An 18,874-nucleotide genomic window follows, 5' to 3' on the forward strand; every position below is an offset into this window, starting at 1 on the left:
TTTTAGACGGTTTGTAGTTGGTTATTGTATGCAGAAAGAATATTAGTTTCAAATTTTGAATAAAATTCAGGGTCAAAATTAGCTTCAGATAAATGATTCATTACGTAATCTATATCTCGTTTCTCAGTTAACCAGTTATCAAAAGTTTCATGACGCATTCTAATTCCGAAGGTATTAATGCCTAAGAATTCATTTGTGTCTTTATGATATGCTACTGTGATACATTTAGTGTCATCTGCGTGTTTCCAATGAAAATGTTGCTCGTGCTCTGGTCTGCCTTTAGCTCCAAATACCCAACCATAGGTTTGATATTCTATATCCATAAACTTGGCAGAGTTAAACCAATGACCTGGTTTATATTCAATGCGATTACCACAAATGGTTTGCGCTAAAGTTTCCCCCATCATTCGGCCAGTGTACCATACTGCTTCAATTGGTCTTCGGTTACCAATGGCTTCGTGTTGTTCTGCGCAATCACCAATGGCATAAACATTAGGAATATTAGTTTCTAAGAAACGATTTACTTTGACTCCGCGACCTGTTTCAATATCTGAATCTTTTATAAAATCAATATTTGGGGAAACACCTGCCGTCAATCCAACAACATTACATGGTAATTCTTCTCCTGTTTCTTCAATAATTACTGATTTAACCTTTCCGTTTTTGTCAGACTTTATTTCTTTTAGATTGGTTGATAATCGTAAATCAATATGATGATTATTAATATGTCTATTAATCATTTCACTTTCACCTTCAGGTAAAACACCATTCCAAAAACTAGATTCACGTACTAAAAATGTCACAGGAATACTTCTCGAATTTAACATTTCGGCAAGCTCAATACCTATTAAACCACCACCAACAATAACTGCACGTTTACAGACATCTTTATTGGGAGCATGCTTTTCAAGATTTTCTAAATCCTGTTTATGATACATCCCCATAACACCATCCAAGTCTTGACCTGGCCAACCAAATTTGTTTGGTTTACTTCCTGTAGCAATGACTAATTTGTCATAGGTTAATAAATCTCCTTCAGCGAAATGCAGTTTTTTAGATTTTGTTTCAACTTTTTTGACATAACCTTTTTTCAGTTCTATTCTGTTCTTTTTCCAGAACCAATCTTCGTAAGGTTGTGTATGCTCAAACTTCATGTGTCCCATATAGACATACATCAATGCAGTACGAGAAAAGAAATAATCTGTTTCGGCTGAAACTATAGTTATCTTTTTGTCTGATAATTTTCTAATATGTCTGGCCAATGTAACTCCAGAAATACCGTTTCCAATTATAACTATGTGCTCCATATGATTGTGGTTGTTAGTTAGTACTATGTCGAAACTAAAGGTAATAACTTAATTGGGTATTCTTATTTATATCAGTTTTAAATTAAAAAATAGTGTAAGGTTTTTTTACAAAGAGAGACGCTAAAAATCTTTTTAAATTCTTGTAAGTCCATGATTTTAAGTACGACATAAGTGCCAAGAAATAACGAAAATCAACATTATGAAATTATATAGCTTTTGCTTAACCGTATTATTAACCTTTAGTTTAAGTGGGCAGAATTTAGAAAATTTCTTTTCTAAGACAGATTCTTTTATGAGCGATCATGTTAAGGATGGGAAAGTAGCTTATAAGGCTATTGATAAAGATCAAACTTCATTAAATGAACTTCTTAAAATTGCTGAAGAAGTTTCAGTTAAAGTAGCGGATGCAAATAATTATCAAGCTTTTTGGATTAATGCCTACAATCTATCTGTTATAAAAGGAATTATAGAGAACTACCCAACTAAGTCACCATTGGATAATAAAGGCTTTTTTGATAAAACAACTTATAATTTGGGCGGAAAAACTATTACTCTAAATGATATTGAACACAAACTACTAAGAGGAAACTTTAAAGATGCACGTTTTCACTTTGTATTAGTTTGCGGTGCAGTTGGTTGTCCACCATTAATAAATAAGGCATATCTGCCAGAATCTTTAGATGTACAATTAGAAAACCAAACTAAGCTAGCACTAAACGGATCTTTCTTAAAAGTAAATGCAAAAAAGAAAAGAGTTGAAGCTTCTGAAATTATGAAGTGGTACAAAGAAGATTTTACAATGAATAATAAATCAGAAATTGATTTTATAAACGAATACAGAATTGAAAAACTGTCAAAAGATTTTAAGCTTAGTTATTTCTCATATAACTGGAGTTTGAACAAACAATAACTGAACAATAAATAATATAAACAACCAAATAAGTTAGTAATGAAAAAATTAAATATAGTATTAGTGGCAGTTATGATCTCTTTCTTGGGATTTGCTCAAGAGGATGAAGATGCACAGAGGAGTGTTATACAAGAATACACTCCCTCAAAACTCCTAAATAAAGGACAATGGGATATTAAATGGTTTAATAATCTTTATACACAAACTGAGAGTACATTTAGCGAAGGAACAGAACCTAGACAGACATTTTTTACCTCTACAGTAGATGTTTTTACAGGAGTATCTGAGAGTAATAGATTTAATATTGGGTTGCTATTAGAGTTTAGATCTAATGTTATTAATGACAGAAATGCATTAGATGTATTTTCTTTTGATGGAGAATCTGGCACAGCACGTTCAGGTTTTACATCTTTTGCGCCAGCAGTAAAGTTTAATCCCTTAAAGAACGTATCAAACTTTACAATACAGACAGCTTTTCATATTCCGTTAATTGATCAGGAAACTGATGGCGGTGTGTTTTTAGATCAGAAAGGATTTATTTTTCAGAATCGATTTTTTTATGATTATACCTTTCCGAGTGGAAACTGGCAAATTTTCACAGAGTTAAATACGGAGTATAATTTTGGAAAAAAATCTGAGCAAGATAGCAATTTTGATACCATAGAAGGAAGTTTTGCTAACAACAGTTTGCTTTTAACGCCAGGTGTATTTTTAAGTTACTTTCCGAGTAGTAAATTTACTATTCTTGGATTAATGCAACATCAACAACGTATAGATACTGGTAATAATTTCGAACAAGATTTTACTGCTATTGGAGGCGGAGTAAAATACCAATTAACTAAGGTTTTAAATATAGAGACTTTATACACAAACTTTGTAAGAGGAAATAATACAGGATTAGGACAAACTTTTAATATAGGATTAAGAGCATTGTTTTAAGATTTACATAAATTAGGCACTTATTACGATTCATATGAGAATTTTTAAGTGCTTAATTATTGGAGTTTTACTTATAGCGTTATCAGCGTGTAACGGTCAGGTAGAAAAAATAAATGGTGTTAGTTTTGTCGCATCAGGTGGTTCAATAGATCAAACAAACGTGCAGCCTGTAGTAAATGTCAATGCTAATTATGCAGCTATAATGCCATTTGGGTTTATGAGAAGCTTAGATCATGCTGAAATTATTCATAATACAGAGCGGCAATGGTTCGGTGAAACGAGAGCTGGTGCAAAACAATATATAGATGAGCTTCGAAAGAAGCAAATTAAGATAATGGTAAAGCCTCAAATTTGGGTTAGAAGAGGAGAGTTCACAGGACTCATTGAAATGGCAGATGAAACTAATTGGAAACTTTTAGAGAAATCTTACACTAGTTTTATTATTGAGTACGCTGAGCTTGCAGAGGAAGTGAATGCTGAAATTTTATGTATTGGTACGGAACTTGAAAATTTTGTAAAAAACCGACCAGAATATTGGAATACTTTAATTACCAAGATTAAAACTATTTATAAGGGTAAATTGACTTATGCAGCAAATTGGGATGAATATAAACGGACACCATTTTGGGATCAATTAGATTACTTAGGTGTAGATGCTTATTTTCCAGTAAGTGATAAACAAACACCGAGTTTTGAAGATTGTATGGAGGGATGGAAAAAGCACAAGCCAGTGATAAAAGATATGTCCATAAAGTATGAGAAGCCAATTTTATTTACAGAGTATGGTTATAGAAGTGTAGATTATTCAGGTAAAAAGCCATGGGTTTCTGATCGAAGCATGAATAAAGTAAATCTAGATGCTCAAGTCAATACAACTAAGGCGTTGTATGAAACTTTTTGGAAGGAAGATTGGTTTGCAGGTGGTTTTATCTGGAAATGGTTTAACAGCTATGAAAAAAGTGGTGGTATAGACAACCCAATGTTTACACCGCAAAATAAACCGGTAGAAAGTACAATTAAAAGTTATTATAAAAACGAGTGATGAAGGTAATTAAGTGTCTATTTTTTCTATTATGTCTAAGTTCATGTATTGTAGATGATCCTGTAAAACTTATTTTAAATGATAATATTACATTATTAGATGAGTTAGAAGGGAAGAACTTTATTACTGATGCTGTAATTGCATGCGCAGCAAATGATATTGATAATACGGATTTACTTAACGTATATTTTTACCCAGAAACTGGTGCAACTAACTTTAAGTTTTATGAAACAAATATCTTTAATGTAGATCCTAATAATTTTGAAAACTACGTTCTACTAAATATTGAAGATGAACCTTTTTTAGATGGTACCCTTAGACAATTTAAGAGAAGTTTTAATAGAGAGCAATGGATCATAGTGACTTACGAACTCAATGATCGTATTAATATTTCTACACCTATCCGTACAAAAAATGTGCTTCAACCAACATTATGGACTGATGAAGTTATGATTAATCAAGACCAAACAGGAATGCCTAGTTTTGATTGGACGGCACATTCTGAAGCTAATAATGCTATATTTTTTGAGATAGTCACTACAGTAAATGATACAGTATTATCTGCTACTTATACTAACGATAGTGAATTTCAATATTATAATTTAAATAACGTTGTTCTAAATATTACAGAAGGTACACCAGAAGGACTAGAACCAGGAGAAATTTTTAATATTACTATAATGGATGTTAGTATAGATAATTGGGTAAATACAGTCTATAAACGTGAGTTTATAGCTGAATAATAATATACCATAAAATTAGTAAGTTTATTAATTGAAGACGACCAAAGAGTCAATTAACCATTACATGAAACGTATACTTCTTTTACTAATTCTAGTCTCTAGTTATATAAATGCGCAAAACTTTAAGGTAGCAGATTTAAAAATACAGGGTAATAAAAAATTGAAATCTTCTTTTATTAAGAAGGTGTCTAATGTAAAACCTGGAGTGGTATTAGATTCATCAATAATTGAGGAGGACATAAGACTTTTAAAACGTTTACCTTCAATTGCACATGCCTACTATCAAGTTTTTCCGGCTGAATCACCAAATGAATATAACGTGTTTTATAACATTGAAGAAAATTTCACAATTATTCCTTCTGCGAATGTTTATACCACAAATGATGATGAATTTGCATATCGATTAGGCTTGTATGAATTTAATTTATTTGGTCAGAATATTACATTTGGTGGTTTTTATCAAAAAGATATTTATGATTCTTATGCCTTTAATTTAAGAGCTCCATTTCTATTTTCTCGAAAATTAGGTTTGGCCATAAACTTCCAGAATTTAACCACACAAGAACCTGTCTTTTTTGACAATACGACTGCCGATTATAAATATAATAATGAGTCGATAGAAGTTTTGGGTTTATATCAAATTGACTTTAATAATAGAATTGAAGCGGGACTCAATTTTTTTACAGAAGATTATGAGTACAAATCTGGGGCTACAAATCCAAATATTCCACAGGCATTACGTGTAAAAAAGATGCTTTATAAGTTAATTTATGAATATAATAACCTCAACTACGATTATCAGTATATTGAAGGCTTTAGGAGTATTTTCAATTTTCAATATGTACATTCAACAGATGATGCTCAGCTACCAGATTTTTTAATTGGATGGAATGATTTTCAATATTTTAAACGTTTCGGAAAAAGGGGAAACTGGGCAAATAGATTACGATTAGGAATAGCGACCAATGATGAAACACCGTTTGCACCATTTGCCGTAGATAATAATCTGAATATTAGAGGTGTAGGTAACATTATAGATAGAGGTACTGCTGCAATTGTTTTAAACACAGAATATCGTCATACGCTATATGAAAAAGGTTGGTTTGCCTTACAAGGGAATGCTTTTATTGATGCCGGTAGTTGGAGAAACCCTGGTGGTGATCTTGGCGATTTTGGTGACTCTCAAAACTTGCGTGTTTACCCAGGTTTAGGTCTTCGTTTCATTCATAAAAAAATATTCAACGCTATTTTTAGAATAGATTATGGAATTGGTATTACACCAGATTCTACACAAGGACTAGTATTTGGAATTGGTCAGTATTTTTAATCGCCTATTTCAATGGCTTTAAAATCTTTAATGGCTTGATTAGGTTCTATAATATTATAGCCTTTCCAAAAATTAGGATCATATTGCTTTAGATATATTGGTGTTACCAGTGCATTTTCTTTAAAGGTTTTAAAGTCAGATTCTGAAATTATTTCTGTTTCAAAAATCACGAGTTCTGTTTTTTCAATATTTCTAACTACAAAATTAATATCACCTTTTAGTTCATTTTGTTTACGACGTCCACTAACATTTTTGTTTTTTTCAATAACCTTAAAAGGACGTCTTACGCCAACTTGTTCTCCAAATGTCTCATCTATATATTTTAGAGCATATTTATCATTACTGTTTTTTTCAAAAATGATAGTCCCTTCTTTTAAATACTTTTTCATTGATATACCGAGCAAGGCAAAACGACTTAGAGGTTTTACATTTTTATAATCAACTCTTAAAATGGCAAAGTCGGCCGTGTTTACATAAATGGTGCCAGCAAAATCTTCACTGCGCTTTGGTTTAAAGGTTATGACGTAAACAAACATATTATTGATATATGCATAATCTGATATTTCAAATTCGTAACGTCTAGATTTATGAATAAAGTTGAGGTCATTTTCTTCATCAATGAAGTTGTTGTTTTCAAAATTGTGTATCATCATTTTGCGCCAGCGTAAGAAACCAAGTTTTCTAATGGAGTCTTTTTTCTTTTTTTCAGCGATAATGGCTTCAGTAACTTTATTTTCTTTCTCTTTTTTATCACCAAACATTGAAGAATCCATTTCTTCTTTAACACTAAACCATCCCGATTTTATTTTAAAGTAAGAATCGCGCTTTACATACTTTTTAAAGATATCATTAAATCGTTTTTCATAATTATCTAAATTAATTTCAGAGGACTGGTCATTTAAACGGCATGCTTTTAAGATTTCCATTTTCTGATATTGCTTAGGTTCAATCTTCCCGTACAATTCGCCTAAGATTTCCGTGTGATTGCTATTGCTTTTTGGTACAATATCTAATAAACTATCAATCAGTTGCTGATTAATTTCTGGAATGGATGATTTCCCTAACGTTACATCATATTTATCCATTTTGGTATAATACGATTCTCTAAAAAATAATTTGCGCTTGGCATATTCAAATTCGTAATTAGTGGCTAAACCTTCTTTAATTTTATTGAGGATTTCGTCAATAGTATATTCTTTATTTGTGACTAAAACTTCATCTAGACTAAAGGTTTTAGGTTTTAAATAAATGATTTCACTATTAAAGTCAAACAATAGGACTTGCTTTTGCTCATAACCCAAACAGCTAATAACTAATGCGTCGTCAGATCTTATCTTACGTTTTATAGTAATATTAAACTCACCATTGTCGTTACTAATAACTCCAGATTTTGAATTGAATTGAATCGAAGCAAATGGAATAGGTTCTTTTGTAATAGAATCTAAAAGTTTTGAAGAAAACGTTTCTTGGCCATAAGTGATTGATGTTAAAATAAAAGTGAGGCTGATTAGAATGTGATTGATTTTCATTTTGATTGATTTTGACGGCAAAGTATTAGATTGAAACAATTATGAAGCCTATTTTAAATCTTTGTTAAGTAAGATTTATCTTAAGTTTAACAACTTTAAGAATAATTAAGAATCTTAGTTTATCCATACTTTATACCTTAATTTTAGCATAGGAAAAAAATAAAAAATGAGAATATTAGCGATTGGTGATATCCATGGAGGGTTAAAAGCTTTGGTACAAGTTCTAGAAAATGCCAAAGTTACTAATGAAGATACACTTATTTTTATGGGTGATTACGTAGATGGCTGGAGTGAATCTGCCCAAGTTATTCAGTATTTAATTGAGTTATCAAAGATTAATACATGCATATTTATAAAAGGCAATCATGATGTGTGGTGTGAGCAATGGTTAGCGGAAGATTTTGTAAATGAAACTTGGTACATGCATGGCGGTAAAGAGACTATTGAAAGTTATGCTGGCTTCTCCAACGAACAGAAAAAGACGCATCTTCATTTTTTTGAGAGCATGCCTTTATATTACCTAGATGATAAAAAACGTTTATTTGTACATGCAGGTTTTACATCAATGCAAGGTGTGGAACGTGAGTTTCAAGTTCAAAGTTTTTATTTTGACCGTACACTTTGGGAAATGGCATTAACTATGGATAGCCGAATAAAAAGAGATTCAAAACGTTATCCAAATAGACTTAAACATTATTCAGAAATTTACATTGGTCATACACCAACCATAAACTATTTTAAAATGCATCCTATGAACGCAGTAAATGTTTGGAACATTGATACTGGTGCGGCTTTTACAGGTAGATTATCTGCAATAGATATAGAGACAAAAGAAATCTTTCAAAGTGATATTTTGAAAGATTTGTATCCTAACGAAAAAGGTAGAAATAAATAACTAATTTAATTTAAGACTTCCCTTTAATTTAAAGTCATCTGCAATAGCATTTTCTTTCATTTTTTTGAAAAAACTAGGTGAGTTAAATTTTACACCATAATCAGTGCGATCAATGGTGATATCAAAGGTTAATTCTGAATAAACTTCATCTAACTTTATCGTGAACGTCTCGGTTTTTGTAATATCTTTTATAGTCAGCTTACCTCTTAATTTGGCAGTTCTATTTTGTATTCTTACAGCGTCCTCTAACAAAAAAATGGCTTTTGTGTAAGTCTTCACTTCAAAAAAATCTTTGCCTCTTAAATGACTTTTTAAATCTTTGTTTTCGTGGTTTAAGCTTTTCATGTCTATGACTATTTTAAGTGTTTTAATTGAGTCATTCTCAATGAGAATTTCTCCACTTTTTGCTTTTAATGTTCCTGAAAGAGCGTATGCATTAAAAGCGGCTTTACCTGTCCATTCTAAAGTGCTTTTTTTTGTGTCGATTGATTTACTCTGCCCAAACGTAAGTATTGATATTAGGGAGCATATGAATAGGGTTGTAATATTTTTAATTCTCATAATTATTGGTTTAAAAGATTAGATGTTGTGTTAATAGTTTCGTAGCCGCATACAGTATCTCCGTTTTCATTGATTCCAATAAAGTACCACATGGCCCAACCTCCAAAGAGCCTTTTGTCTACACGCCAATTTTTAGACCATACATAGGGTTCGCCTTGTAGCAAGATTTGTTTTTTTGTCCCAAAGTTTTTGTCTAAATCTTTTAGACCATAGGATTTACGGAGATGCCATTGGTTGTTGTAAAATAAGTAGGCGCCATACTCTATTATTTTAACGGCACTATTTTTAGATAAAATGGCAGTGGCATGCTTCCAATAGTATTTGTCTTTTATTTTAATAGGATCATTTTCTTTAGGAAAATGTATCACTTCAATTGCGACTTCTAAATTTTTCAACTTTTCAGGTATAGTTTCATTTTCCGGTGTTCCGTAATCTACTTGTCCTGTAGCAAGTTGAATAAGAAAGCATAAAGCGAATGTGAAGTTTGTTTTCATCTTTATAAGATTTTTTAATTGATGAAACAAAGATGCTGTAATACCTAACGCAAGTCGACTCGATTAAAGATTTGAGACCTTTTTTAGAAATAATATAGGTTTCAATTAAGAAGATGAGACCAGCTTTATTAAGCTTTTAGGGCACTTGGTGGTTTACCTGTTAATTTCTTTACAGCACGATTAAATGAGGCTTTTGAGTTAAAACCAGCTTCAAATGCCAAACTTAATAATGTAAAATTGCTGTTTTTCGGATCTTTTAAAAGCCTTTTTAATTCTTCAATGCGATATTGATTAATAAAATCATTGAATTTTTTTTCGAATATAGTATTAAGGCACCTTGTAGTTAAATACGATTTTTCGTTAAGTTGCTTAGAAAAACTAGAAAGCGTAATATCGGGATTTTTATAGGCTTTCTTTTCCTTCATTAAAATTGTGATTTTTGATGCTATGTTTTCTAATTGTAGCTTTTCTTTAGGATCTAAAACCGTCTTTAACCTTATAACCTCATTGTCTTTTTTATTAAACCCAGCGATACCTAACCAATATGTAATTAATGCCATACCGATAAAAATAGGATAGTGATAAAAACGATTGAAAGCATAATTAAAGAACAAATAATCTATCATTACTATTACAATAACACCGATCGCATAGTACTTCATGATTTTTAATAATCGTTTTATCCACTTTGTGTTTTCAACAATTATCATATAGCCTTGAGAATTTGTTTTTTGCAGTAATTTTTCAGATTTATGGATGTAGAATGCAATGAGCGCTGCACTTATAAGATATTGCGTTGGTAACTGCATCCAAACAATATAGCCCCAATATCCAAGCCAAGAGAGACTCTCACGACTACCATCCCAAAAGAAATTTTGTGATTTAATAAAGTTACTCCAAACGAATTCTATAATTACTGGAACAAAATGAATCAAGTCTTTATTGAAATTAATTTTAAATTTTGGTGTTACATAAGCTTTAATAAAAAAGAAAATTAGAGCACCATAAATCCAATTATACTCTAATAATATATGATACCAAGTGTCATAGTAACCAACACCAAATAATTTGAGGACTTCCACTAAAAGTCTATATGCAAAAAACCAAAGAATTACTGCTAAAAATTTATTAGCAGTTTGATTTATGTTTTTGTTTCTCCATAAAATAAACCCATAAATAATACCTTGAATAGCTCCAATAGATAAAAGAATGACAAGAAAAATCTCAAGAGGTTTCATCTCTCTAAAGATACATAAGATGATTTAGGATGCAATAGTCTTTTTATAGTATCGGTGTAAATCTTCGGCTGAAGCACCAAACCATTTTCTTATGTAAATAGTCCAAAAGTGGTATTGTACTTTCCATACTCCATGCTTTTTATACAGCCGCGCTGAAGTTTTTAGTTTTTTATTTATGACTACAAATTCATCTCGAGAATAGAGTTCGTTTATTAAAATATTGTCTTCATAGATGATGTAACGCTCGTCATAGCCACCAATTTCATTAAAAAGTCCTTTAGTTATAAATTGACTTTGATCTCCACCTCTGCAAGCGCGCCAACTAAATTGTGTTAACCAACTTGCCAGACGCAACCACCAATGGTTACTGTCAAATTGCATTCTAAAACAGCCTGCATTATTGCCATTTTTTACTTCATTTAGTATTAATGTATCGTACCTGTTTGGCGGAAAAGAATCGGCGTGTAAAAAGTAGAGGATACGCCCTTTCGCTATTTTTGCACCAGCATTCATTTGTTTAGCTCTTCCTTTTTCAGAATTTATGAGAACTATATCTAAATTTAAATCTTTAACTATCGCAAGTGTTGCGTCTGTGCTGCCTCCATCAACAACAATAATCTCGGATATTGAATTTAATGAAGTATTATCAATGAGATAAAAGATCAACTCTTTAATTGTTGCAGACTCATTTAAAACGGGTATTATAATACTTATCATACACTACTTACGAAAAAACTATGCCGTGAGTTTTAATTGTTTAGTTCCCAACTGTAATCTTTAAAGTTCTTTTTTGCTTTATCAGAAATAGTTATCTCAGAATATTGATTTATAAAGTCGATAAGAGATCCGTTTTGTTCAAAATCCTTTTTAAACCATTTAAAGATTTTGGATAGTTTTACATTATTTTGAGAAATCTCATTTTTTGAAGTATCAGAGAGAAATTCTTTAGTAGCATTGGTAAGTTGTTCTTCTAAATTCTCAGCATTGAAGGCTTCGTTTTGTAATTTAGGACAAGATTCTGAAGCACAAACGATTGCAAAATGAATTCGTGGTTCGTCCATTTTTCGTAGGATCTTATGTTCAATATCATTAAGATTAAGCCATTTATCACCAAATTTCCAAAGTCGTTGATCCCAAGGATCTTTAATGTCTTTGATGCTTTTTAGTGGGTAATTCCGAATTATTAAATCTATCGTTAGAGCATTGTAGGCGTTAATCCAATAGGCGAGTAATTCGTTTTGCGGTCTTTTGGTGACTAAATTTCTTTTTTCGTAAGAAATTTTTAAAAGCTTAATATATCCCAACAACTCTATATGTTCTTCTTTAAAACTATCGTAGTTAACGTCTCCATTTTCAGAAACGTGTTTTTGAAGAAGTTCATCCCAAAGTTGGTGTTCTGTTAGGATTCGTTTACTTAATATTTGATTGAATCCTAATGAATCATTTTCACTAATAATATTTTCCTCTATTATTTCAGTATTCTCAGCTTTAATATCATCTTTTTTTTCAGTCAAATCAGGAACTTCAGTCACTATTAAAGCTTTGTTTTTTGGTATTTTTTGTTTTTCAATCGTATTTTTTGTTCCTGAGCACGAACTTAGAAACAAGATTAATACTATGATTGCTATATGTTTCATATATATTTATTCTTTGAAGAGATTACTGCCTTCACAGCAATGACAACTTATTTTTTTAATGGATATAATTCCTGACTTACAAAATCTTTTGGAAACGTTTCATCACCTTCAAAACCTAATTCTATATCTCTACCACTGTGCGGTATATAGTTTGTTTTAAAAATGTAATCCCAAAGACTTAATGTTAGTCCAAAATTAACACCATACCTTACATGTTGAGGAAGATCTTTAGCATGATGCCAAATGTGCATTTTCGGATTATTGAAAATGTATTTTAGAAATCCATAATCCCATCCTAAGTTCGCATGGTTAAGATGACCTATTGCGATACTGAAGAAATAAACAATAGCAACATCTTGTGCATCAAAACCACCTATAATAGCAATCGGAATATATAGAAGTGATTTATAAACTACAGGTTCCATCCAATGGTAACGTAGATGTGCGGCAAAGCCCATTTCTTTAACTGAGTGATGTACTTTATGAAAATTCCAAAGCCACTCAAATCGGTGTAATAAACGATGCGTATTCCATTGTACAAAATCTGAAACTATAAAGAAAATAGTTAAACCTATCCATTTTGGTAGATCATCCACATCAAATACTTGAAGGCCAGAAATTGTTAATCCTAAACTTGATAAAATATCGCTAAAAAACGCTGCAACCGTATTTGATAAGGCAATAAGAATTATAAGATTGAGTATAAAAAAGTTGAAAAACATGTAAAAAGTGTCTAACCAAAAGTCCTTTCTAAATATAGATTGATTTTTTCGCCATGGAAACACAATTTCTAACAACCAAACGATAAGTGATATAGCAATAAGACCATAAAAATAATTATCCCAATGATTGAGATCAATGAGTTCGTATTTAAGATAGTTCCAGTATCCCGAATATGAATTTTTTATTATGTCTATGTACTTTTCCATGTGTAATTTAAACGTGGGACTCTACTTTAAAGTTGTTCAATTAATTCTGTAAATAGCTTAATCATATCTGGTTCTGCTTTTGCAGCCATTGCAATTATTTCTCCAATATCAACAGGTTTTAGATTATCAGGATCACACTCATCAGTTAATACTGAAACAGCGGATACTCTTAAGCCTAAATGGTTAGCAACTATGATTTCTGGAACAGTGCTCATACCAACAGCATCAGCGCCAATAATTTTAAGCATTCGGTACTCAGCACGCGTTTCTAATTGAGGACCAACAACACTTGCGTAAACTCCTTTGTGTAACGTTACATTGTGCTTGTTTGCTATAGTTTCAATTTTAGAATTAATTTCTGCATCATAAGGGGCGCTCATGTCTGTGAAGCGTTCTCCTAATTCAGACACGCCTTTAAATGCTAGTGGTGAGTTACCTTGTAGATTAATATGGTCATCAATTAGCATTAATTCACCTTTCTTAAAATCTAAGTTTATTGCACCAGCGGCATTAGAGACTAAAAGTGTTTTGATGCCTAGTTTTTCCATAATTCTTACAGGAAATGTTACATCCTGTAACGTATAACCTTCATAAACATGGAAGCGTCCTTGCATAACAACAACTTTTTTACCTCCAAGAATACCGTAAATAAGCTTTCCTTTATGGAATTCTACCGTTGCAGTTGGGAAATTTGGAATGTGATTATAGCTCGCCTCCGCAATAATATCAATTTCACTAATAAGTTGCCCTAATCCTGTGCCTAAAATGATGCCAACCTCTGGGTTATCAAAACCCTTATTTTTTAAATATTCAGTACTTTCCGTAATGTATTTAATCATGATGTTTAGTAATATTTTTTAAGTTCTTCATAATGCTTCATGTCTTCAAAGGTATCGATATCATTTAAAACTTTTAACAAATGTACATTGCTGTTTTCTAAGTCCTTCAAGGTTGCCATTCTTACGGTTTCGGTTCCCCATTTTTTGTTTTCAAAAATACTACTATGAATTTTCTTTGAGCCTAGAAGATAATAACCTCCGTCTTCTGCAGGCCCTATAACAACATCATTATGGTCTAATTCTCTAAAGGCTTTTTCAATAAGCGAAGCATTTAAGTCTAATAAATCGCTCCCGATTATAATTGCTTTTTGGTAACCGGATTTAAACAACTCTGAAAACGCATTTTTCATACGTTCACCTAGGTCTTCTCCTTTTTGTAATTTTTTGTAGTATGTATTTGAATCCCATATGTCATAATGGTTTATTGTTTCAGAATAAAATACATAGCGACTGGCCTTAACTTCTTTAGATACTGTAGCCGTATGTTTTAGTAAATGGTTGTATATATCTAAAGTTGATTTATCTCCAAGGGTTTTAGCAAGTCGTGTCTTACACTTACCCAATTCAGGATTTCTAGTAAAAATGATTAGTGCTTTTTTACCCATTCTTTTTACCGTAAACTTTTTTGCCTTTTTTTAGCCACTTGCTCCAAGCTTTAGAAAAAGTATGTACTTTTTTAGTTTCTTTATTTTCTGAATCATATACGGTAAACCCTTTATTTTTCCATTCAAAAATGCCACCAAAAAGATTATAAACATTTGTATAACCTGCATCTTTGAGTTTTTCACCAATATCTTCAGAACGAATACCAACTGAACAATACACCACAATAACCTTGGATTTATCTTTTACTACATTCTGTATAGCATTTATATCAAAATGATCATATCCTACGTTAATCGCATTTGAGATATGACTTACTTCATACTCTTTTGGTTCTCTCGAATCTAAAATAACAGCATCAGTTTTAGGCATTGCCAATTCCTGTACGGTCATATATGGCACCGATTCTGTATTGTAAGATTTGAGCAACTCATCAATTGAGTTTTGAGCCTCGATTGAAAATGATGCAAAGAAAATAGCAAGTAATACTAATTTTTTCATAATACTAAATTTGTTGTTTAGCAGCAACCTCCACCATCATAATGGTAAGTAGATTCGCTAATAAAAATATCTCCTCTATTTAAATCAGCCAAAGCACCAGCAGTCTTATCACAAATGGCCAATGGTTGATTTTTAAGTAAAATATGCCCTTTTTTATCATCTACATAGTCTTCGTCTCCAAAGTAAATTGCAGCTTTACCTGTAAAGATACATGGTCCATCTTCTGGCATTGGATCTTTAATAGCTGCTACTTCAATAGATTCGATGTAAATTAATTCGTCTGTATTATAGTGTTTAGGATCTAAGATTCTATAGGGTTTACGTGCTCTAATTTCTATTGTACCAAAACCAGCATCGGTTAATGCTTTTACATATTCGGCTATTGGTAAACTACCACTGAGGCAAAGCGCTCTTAGTCGTTCGTCATTTCTTAATTCATCATTCATTGGTTGCTCACATGTTGGGTCACTCATAACTAAACGTCCATGAGGTTTTAATACACGATACATTTCGTTAATTGCTTTTTTAAGGTCATCTGCTTTAAAGATATTAAACAAACAATTTTGAGCTGCTACATCTATACTATTATCTTCAACTGGAAGATTTAGTGCATCCCCTTTTTTTAGTTCAACAAAATCACTTTTAAACCAATCGTTTTGTTCTTCAGCAATTTTAAAATTTTGCTTAGAAGCTTCTAACATTTCATCAACAACATCAACACCTACAACACCGCTTTTCTGACGATTAAAATATGAGAATTGTAATAACTCCATACCACCTCCAACTCCGACATATAACATTTTCGGGTTATTAGTTAAGTCTCTTGCATGTACTGTAGAACCACAACCGTAATTCATCTCTTGCATTATTTTTGGGATTTTTAAACCTGGTAATTCCCAAATTGGGTTTGTAGTACAGCATAGTCCTACATCTGGTGTTAATGCTGCTTCTTTATATACATCGTGTGTGGTTTCTAGATAACTCATAGTCTTTTAATATTTTTTAGGAAGTATTTTATCCTAGATGTTTAATTGTGATTAGGTAAAGTTGATTCACTTGTATTAACAAGCTACTTAAAGCATTTAATTGTAGTTGTAATTTTAAGATAATAGTGGAGAACCCTTATTAAAATAAAATTTGAGAACTCTTGTAGTGTTTAAATTAAAAGGTCTTGATTGATTATCCTTTTTAATAATAATTAAGGTCAGTAATAGACATTTAATTTTTTTTGTTAGTGCTTTATAGCTTTGAATAATAGTCTTAACATCACTAATTGAATCGATATCTGTCAGTCTTTCCAGATATAAAACTTCGTTATTATTTGAATGCTCATATGCTAACAAACACTGATTTAACTGTCGTGTTTGCCATGGTAACTGCTGAAATTGTTGAAAATTAAAAGCTGATTTTTTTATTCCTAATAAATAAAAACCACCATCTTTAGATGGGCCAATCACAGTTTTATTCTGTTCTAAAAGGTTTGAAGCTTTTAAAATATGATAAGCTTTTAAATGTGGTGTGTCATTACCAACGGTAATTACTTGGCCGTAACCCATTTTAAATACTGCTGCAATAGCATTACTAAAACGTTCTGCAAATGTGGTGCCTATTTGTTCTTTTTCAGAAAAATGATAATAAGGTAAGCCAGTTTCATTTACAATTTTTAATATTTGGGTATTTAATTTATCAAATAACATTTTGGAAGAAGGAAATGCCTTTTGCTCCGCTTCAAATTGAGCAGTATTCGCAAAGATTAATATGGCAGTTCTTTCTTTATTCATAATTTAAGCAACAACACCTTGGCAACTACTTCCTGCACCAGCGGTGCAGCCATAACAGTGTTGCGAAATTACGATGTTACGTCCTTCTAATAATTCTTCATTAAATTCTGAAATGTGCTTTGCTTTACTATTTACTGGTAACTTTAACATCTGATTGAAATCGCAATCAAACAAATAACCGTCCCAACTTACAGAAAGTGTATTAGTACACATCACATTTGCTACAGCAGCAGGATTGTATGCTTCGACTAATGCATACATATAATCTTCATAATTTTCCGATGCAATTAAATAGTCTAAGAAGCGCGCAATTGGCAAATTGGTAATTGCAAACAGGTTATGAAATTGGATATCAAAATCTTCCATTAATGCTTTTTTGAAGTCTTTTTCCATAGCAGCTTGGTCTCCTGGTAAAAAAGCACCTGAAGGATTATAAACTAAGTCTAGTCTTAAGTCACTATCTGGCATTCCGTAGCCACGTGCATTAAGTTCTTGTAAAGCTTTAATAGATTTATCAAAAACACCGTCACCACGTTGTTTGTCAGTTTTTCCTCTAGTCCAATGCGGCATTGAACTTACAACATGCACGTTGTGCTTTTTAAAGAAATCGGGTAAGTCATGATATTTTTTATTCGCGCGAATAATCGTTAGATTAGAGCGTACTATAAAATCTTTAATTCCAACTTTTGCAGCCTCTTCTACAAACCATCTAAAATCTGGGTTCATTTCTGGAGCTCCACCAGTTAAATCTAAGGTATGTGCACCAGAATTTTTTATAACTTCAAGGCATTGGTGCATGGTATCACGTGTCATTATTTCCTTACGGTCTGGTCCTGCATCCACATGGCAATGATCACAAACTTGATTGCACATATAACCTACATTAATTTGTAGAATCTCTAATTTTTTTGCTTTAAGCGGAAACTGATTCGATTCTGAAATTTTATTTTTGAATGTTGGTAATTCTCCATTTTGAAAAATACCATTAGATAAAATTTCGAGTTGTTTATTACTTTGCGCTAAATCGCTTCCTAGCTTCTTTAGGGATTTTGTTGCCATTAATCAGTTATCTTATAAATATTCTTACGAAATAAATTAGACTATGGTTTTAGTATTAACCATCTAACTTATTTACTTTATTCATCATTTGTACACCATGTACTAGAGTTGCTCCACTTTTAATTGCAGCACCAACGTGAATAGCTTCCATCATCTCTTCTTTTGTTACACCGCGTTGCAAACCGTCTTTTGTATAGGCATCTATACAATAAGGACATTGTTCTGTATGTGCTACAGCAAGTGCAATCAAAGATTTTTCGCGAGCGGTAAGCGCTCCTTCTTCAAAAACTTTTCCGTAGTATTCAAAAAATTTATTCCCTAATTCTTCACTCCATTCAGTAATTTTTCCAAATTTCCTTAAGTCTGCGGCATCGTAATAATTTTTTGACATATTTTTTAATTTCAAAATTAGTTTGTCGAAGATAGAACTTAAAGATTACAGAAAAAAATTAGAAATTTAAATTTTAAGCTTTGTGTTTTAAAACTCAAATCGATGAATGTTATTTTTGATATATAGTTTCTCTTAAAAGTCTTACATTT

Annotated in this window: 21 protein-coding genes; 6 read left to right on the forward strand and 15 right to left on the reverse strand. The window is 31.7% G+C overall.

Annotation, left to right across the window (positions count from 1 at the left end):
• Nucleotides 1-2 precede the first annotated feature (2 nt).
• Nucleotides 3-1,307, reverse strand: coding sequence for an NAD(P)/FAD-dependent oxidoreductase (locus tag ACFWU4_RS04625; protein ID WP_411125338.1), 1,305 nt, complete (start codon nt 1,305-1,307; stop codon nt 3-5).
• Nucleotides 1,308-1,506: 199 nt separating this feature from the next.
• Between ACFWU4_RS04625 and ACFWU4_RS04630 the strand changes: the two genes are divergently transcribed.
• The 5 genes from ACFWU4_RS04630 to ACFWU4_RS04650 all read left to right on the forward strand — a co-directional run bounded on the left by ACFWU4_RS04630 (nt 1,507) and on the right by ACFWU4_RS04650 (nt 6,268).
• Nucleotides 1,507-2,217, forward strand: a complete 711-nt coding sequence (locus ACFWU4_RS04630; protein WP_411125340.1) for a DUF547 domain-containing protein — start codon at nt 1,507-1,509, stop codon at nt 2,215-2,217.
• A 39-nt stretch (nt 2,218-2,256) separates the two neighbouring features.
• Nucleotides 2,257-3,156, forward strand: a complete 900-nt coding sequence (locus tag ACFWU4_RS04635) for a hypothetical protein (protein ID WP_411125342.1) — start codon at nt 2,257-2,259, stop codon at nt 3,154-3,156.
• Nucleotides 3,157-3,190: 34 nt separating this feature from the next.
• Nucleotides 3,191-4,198, forward strand: a complete 1,008-nt coding sequence (locus tag ACFWU4_RS04640; RefSeq protein ID WP_411125344.1) for a glycoside hydrolase family 113 — start codon at nt 3,191-3,193, stop codon at nt 4,196-4,198.
• Nucleotides 4,198-4,941 carry a hypothetical protein gene (locus tag ACFWU4_RS04645; RefSeq protein ID WP_411125346.1) on the forward strand — a complete coding sequence of 248 codons (744 nt, stop codon included), beginning with the start codon at nt 4,198-4,200 and terminating at the stop codon, nt 4,939-4,941. Before ACFWU4_RS04640 ends, ACFWU4_RS04645 begins: the two co-directional genes overlap by 1 nt.
• A gap of 64 nt (nt 4,942-5,005) precedes the next feature.
• On the forward strand, nt 5,006-6,268 hold the full coding sequence (locus ACFWU4_RS04650) for a POTRA domain-containing protein (RefSeq protein WP_411125348.1): 1,263 nt from the start codon (nt 5,006-5,008) through the stop codon (nt 6,266-6,268).
• Here ACFWU4_RS04650 and ACFWU4_RS04655 read toward each other — a convergent pair.
• Complete coding sequence (locus ACFWU4_RS04655; RefSeq protein ID WP_411125350.1) at nt 6,265-7,797, reverse strand: carboxypeptidase-like regulatory domain-containing protein; 1,533 nt, start codon at nt 7,795-7,797, stop codon at nt 6,265-6,267. The genes ACFWU4_RS04650 and ACFWU4_RS04655 overlap by 4 nt on opposite strands.
• 166 nt (nt 7,798-7,963) lie before the next feature.
• Between ACFWU4_RS04655 and ACFWU4_RS04660 the strand changes: the two genes are divergently transcribed.
• A complete protein-coding gene (locus ACFWU4_RS04660; protein WP_411125352.1) occupies nt 7,964-8,692 on the forward strand; it encodes a metallophosphoesterase family protein in 729 nt (242 codons plus the stop codon).
• Here ACFWU4_RS04660 and ACFWU4_RS04665 read toward each other — a convergent pair whose 3' ends face one another.
• The 13 genes from ACFWU4_RS04665 to ACFWU4_RS04725 form a co-directional block, all read right to left on the reverse strand.
• Complete coding sequence (locus ACFWU4_RS04665) at nt 8,693-9,253, reverse strand: YceI family protein (protein WP_411125354.1); 561 nt, start codon at nt 9,251-9,253, stop codon at nt 8,693-8,695.
• 2 nt (nt 9,254-9,255) lie between these two features.
• Complete coding sequence (locus ACFWU4_RS04670; protein ID WP_411125356.1) at nt 9,256-9,747, reverse strand: hypothetical protein; 492 nt, start codon at nt 9,745-9,747, stop codon at nt 9,256-9,258.
• Nucleotides 9,748-9,875: 128 nt separating this feature from the next.
• Entirely contained in the window at nt 9,876-10,985 is a 1,110-nt protein-coding gene (locus tag ACFWU4_RS04675; RefSeq protein WP_411125358.1) for a helix-turn-helix domain-containing protein, read from the reverse strand.
• Nucleotides 10,986-11,009: 24 nt separating this feature from the next.
• On the reverse strand, nt 11,010-11,702 hold the full coding sequence (locus tag ACFWU4_RS04680; RefSeq protein WP_411125360.1) for a TIGR04283 family arsenosugar biosynthesis glycosyltransferase: 693 nt from the start codon (nt 11,700-11,702) through the stop codon (nt 11,010-11,012).
• Between the two features lie 32 nt (nt 11,703-11,734).
• Nucleotides 11,735-12,622 carry a DUF547 domain-containing protein gene (locus ACFWU4_RS04685; protein ID WP_411125362.1) on the reverse strand — a complete coding sequence of 296 codons (888 nt, stop codon included), beginning with the start codon at nt 12,620-12,622 and terminating at the stop codon, nt 11,735-11,737.
• A gap of 47 nt (nt 12,623-12,669) precedes the next feature.
• Nucleotides 12,670-13,551 carry a sterol desaturase family protein gene (locus ACFWU4_RS04690; RefSeq protein ID WP_411125364.1) on the reverse strand — a complete coding sequence of 294 codons (882 nt, stop codon included), beginning with the start codon at nt 13,549-13,551 and terminating at the stop codon, nt 12,670-12,672.
• A gap of 26 nt (nt 13,552-13,577) precedes the next feature.
• Nucleotides 13,578-14,390, reverse strand: coding sequence for a purine-nucleoside phosphorylase (locus ACFWU4_RS04695; RefSeq protein ID WP_411125366.1), 813 nt, complete (start codon nt 14,388-14,390; stop codon nt 13,578-13,580).
• Nucleotides 14,391-14,395: 5 nt separating this feature from the next.
• The gene (locus ACFWU4_RS04700) at nt 14,396-14,995 is read right to left on the reverse strand and encodes a TIGR04282 family arsenosugar biosynthesis glycosyltransferase (protein ID WP_411125368.1); all 600 of its coding nucleotides are present in this window, start codon (nt 14,993-14,995) and stop codon (nt 14,396-14,398) included.
• The gene (locus ACFWU4_RS04705) at nt 14,988-15,494 is read right to left on the reverse strand and encodes a rhodanese-like domain-containing protein (RefSeq protein WP_411125370.1); all 507 of its coding nucleotides are present in this window, start codon (nt 15,492-15,494) and stop codon (nt 14,988-14,990) included. Before ACFWU4_RS04705 ends, ACFWU4_RS04700 begins: the two co-directional genes overlap by 8 nt.
• Before the next feature lie 17 nt (nt 15,495-15,511).
• A complete protein-coding gene (arsM, locus tag ACFWU4_RS04710) occupies nt 15,512-16,480 on the reverse strand; it encodes an arsenosugar biosynthesis arsenite methyltransferase ArsM (RefSeq protein ID WP_411125372.1) in 969 nt (322 codons plus the stop codon).
• Nucleotides 16,481-16,594: 114 nt separating this feature from the next.
• Complete coding sequence (locus tag ACFWU4_RS04715) at nt 16,595-17,275, reverse strand: DUF2064 domain-containing protein (RefSeq protein ID WP_411125373.1); 681 nt, start codon at nt 17,273-17,275, stop codon at nt 16,595-16,597.
• Nucleotides 17,276-17,278: 3 nt separating this feature from the next.
• On the reverse strand, nt 17,279-18,334 hold the full coding sequence (gene arsS / locus ACFWU4_RS04720; RefSeq protein WP_411125375.1) for an arsenosugar biosynthesis radical SAM (seleno)protein ArsS: 1,056 nt from the start codon (nt 18,332-18,334) through the stop codon (nt 17,279-17,281).
• A gap of 55 nt (nt 18,335-18,389) precedes the next feature.
• Nucleotides 18,390-18,725: an arsenosugar biosynthesis-associated peroxidase-like protein gene (locus ACFWU4_RS04725; RefSeq protein ID WP_411125377.1), complete on the reverse strand. Its 336-nt coding sequence runs from the start codon at nt 18,723-18,725 to the stop codon at nt 18,390-18,392.
• Nucleotides 18,726-18,874 lie beyond the last annotated feature (149 nt).

The organism is Winogradskyella sp. PE311, assembly GCF_046545555.1.
GTDB lineage: Bacteria > Bacteroidota > Bacteroidia > Flavobacteriales > Flavobacteriaceae > Winogradskyella.

Bases quoted from the DNA above. Each gene is read 5' to 3' on its own strand.
- ACFWU4_RS04725 (WP_411125377.1), bottom strand. From the start codon at position 18,725: ATGTCAAAAAATTATTACGATGCCGCAGACTTAAGGAAATTTGGAAAA.
- ACFWU4_RS04695 (WP_411125366.1), bottom strand. From the start codon at position 14,390: ATGATTAAATACATTACGGAAAGTACTGAATATTTAAAAAATAAGGGT.
- arsM (WP_411125372.1), bottom strand. From the start codon at position 16,480: ATGAGTTATCTAGAAACCACACACGATGTATATAAAGAAGCAGCATTA.
- ACFWU4_RS04680 (WP_411125360.1), bottom strand. From the start codon at position 11,702: ATGATAAGTATTATAATACCCGTTTTAAATGAGTCTGCAACAATTAAA.
- ACFWU4_RS04660 (WP_411125352.1), top strand. From the start codon at position 7,964: ATGAGAATATTAGCGATTGGTGATATCCATGGAGGGTTAAAAGCTTTG.
- ACFWU4_RS04640 (WP_411125344.1), top strand. From the start codon at position 3,191: ATGAGAATTTTTAAGTGCTTAATTATTGGAGTTTTACTTATAGCGTTA.
- ACFWU4_RS04700 (WP_411125368.1), bottom strand. From the start codon at position 14,995: ATGGGTAAAAAAGCACTAATCATTTTTACTAGAAATCCTGAATTGGGT.
- ACFWU4_RS04675 (WP_411125358.1), bottom strand. From the start codon at position 10,985: ATGAAACCTCTTGAGATTTTTCTTGTCATTCTTTTATCTATTGGAGCT.
- ACFWU4_RS04645 (WP_411125346.1), top strand. From the start codon at position 4,198: ATGAAGGTAATTAAGTGTCTATTTTTTCTATTATGTCTAAGTTCATGT.
- ACFWU4_RS04670 (WP_411125356.1), bottom strand. From the start codon at position 9,747: ATGAAAACAAACTTCACATTCGCTTTATGCTTTCTTATTCAACTTGCT.
- ACFWU4_RS04685 (WP_411125362.1), bottom strand. From the start codon at position 12,622: ATGAAACATATAGCAATCATAGTATTAATCTTGTTTCTAAGTTCGTGC.
- arsS (WP_411125375.1), bottom strand. From the start codon at position 18,334: ATGGCAACAAAATCCCTAAAGAAGCTAGGAAGCGATTTAGCGCAAAGT.
- ACFWU4_RS04625 (WP_411125338.1), bottom strand. From the start codon at position 1,307: ATGGAGCACATAGTTATAATTGGAAACGGTATTTCTGGAGTTACATTG.
- ACFWU4_RS04650 (WP_411125348.1), top strand. From the start codon at position 5,006: ATGAAACGTATACTTCTTTTACTAATTCTAGTCTCTAGTTATATAAAT.
- ACFWU4_RS04635 (WP_411125342.1), top strand. From the start codon at position 2,257: ATGAAAAAATTAAATATAGTATTAGTGGCAGTTATGATCTCTTTCTTG.
- ACFWU4_RS04690 (WP_411125364.1), bottom strand. From the start codon at position 13,551: ATGGAAAAGTACATAGACATAATAAAAAATTCATATTCGGGATACTGG.
- ACFWU4_RS04665 (WP_411125354.1), bottom strand. From the start codon at position 9,253: ATGAGAATTAAAAATATTACAACCCTATTCATATGCTCCCTAATATCA.
- ACFWU4_RS04705 (WP_411125370.1), bottom strand. From the start codon at position 15,494: ATGAAAAAATTAGTATTACTTGCTATTTTCTTTGCATCATTTTCAATC.
- ACFWU4_RS04655 (WP_411125350.1), bottom strand. From the start codon at position 7,797: ATGAAAATCAATCACATTCTAATCAGCCTCACTTTTATTTTAACATCA.
- ACFWU4_RS04630 (WP_411125340.1), top strand. From the start codon at position 1,507: ATGAAATTATATAGCTTTTGCTTAACCGTATTATTAACCTTTAGTTTA.
- ACFWU4_RS04715 (WP_411125373.1), bottom strand. From the start codon at position 17,275: ATGAATAAAGAAAGAACTGCCATATTAATCTTTGCGAATACTGCTCAA.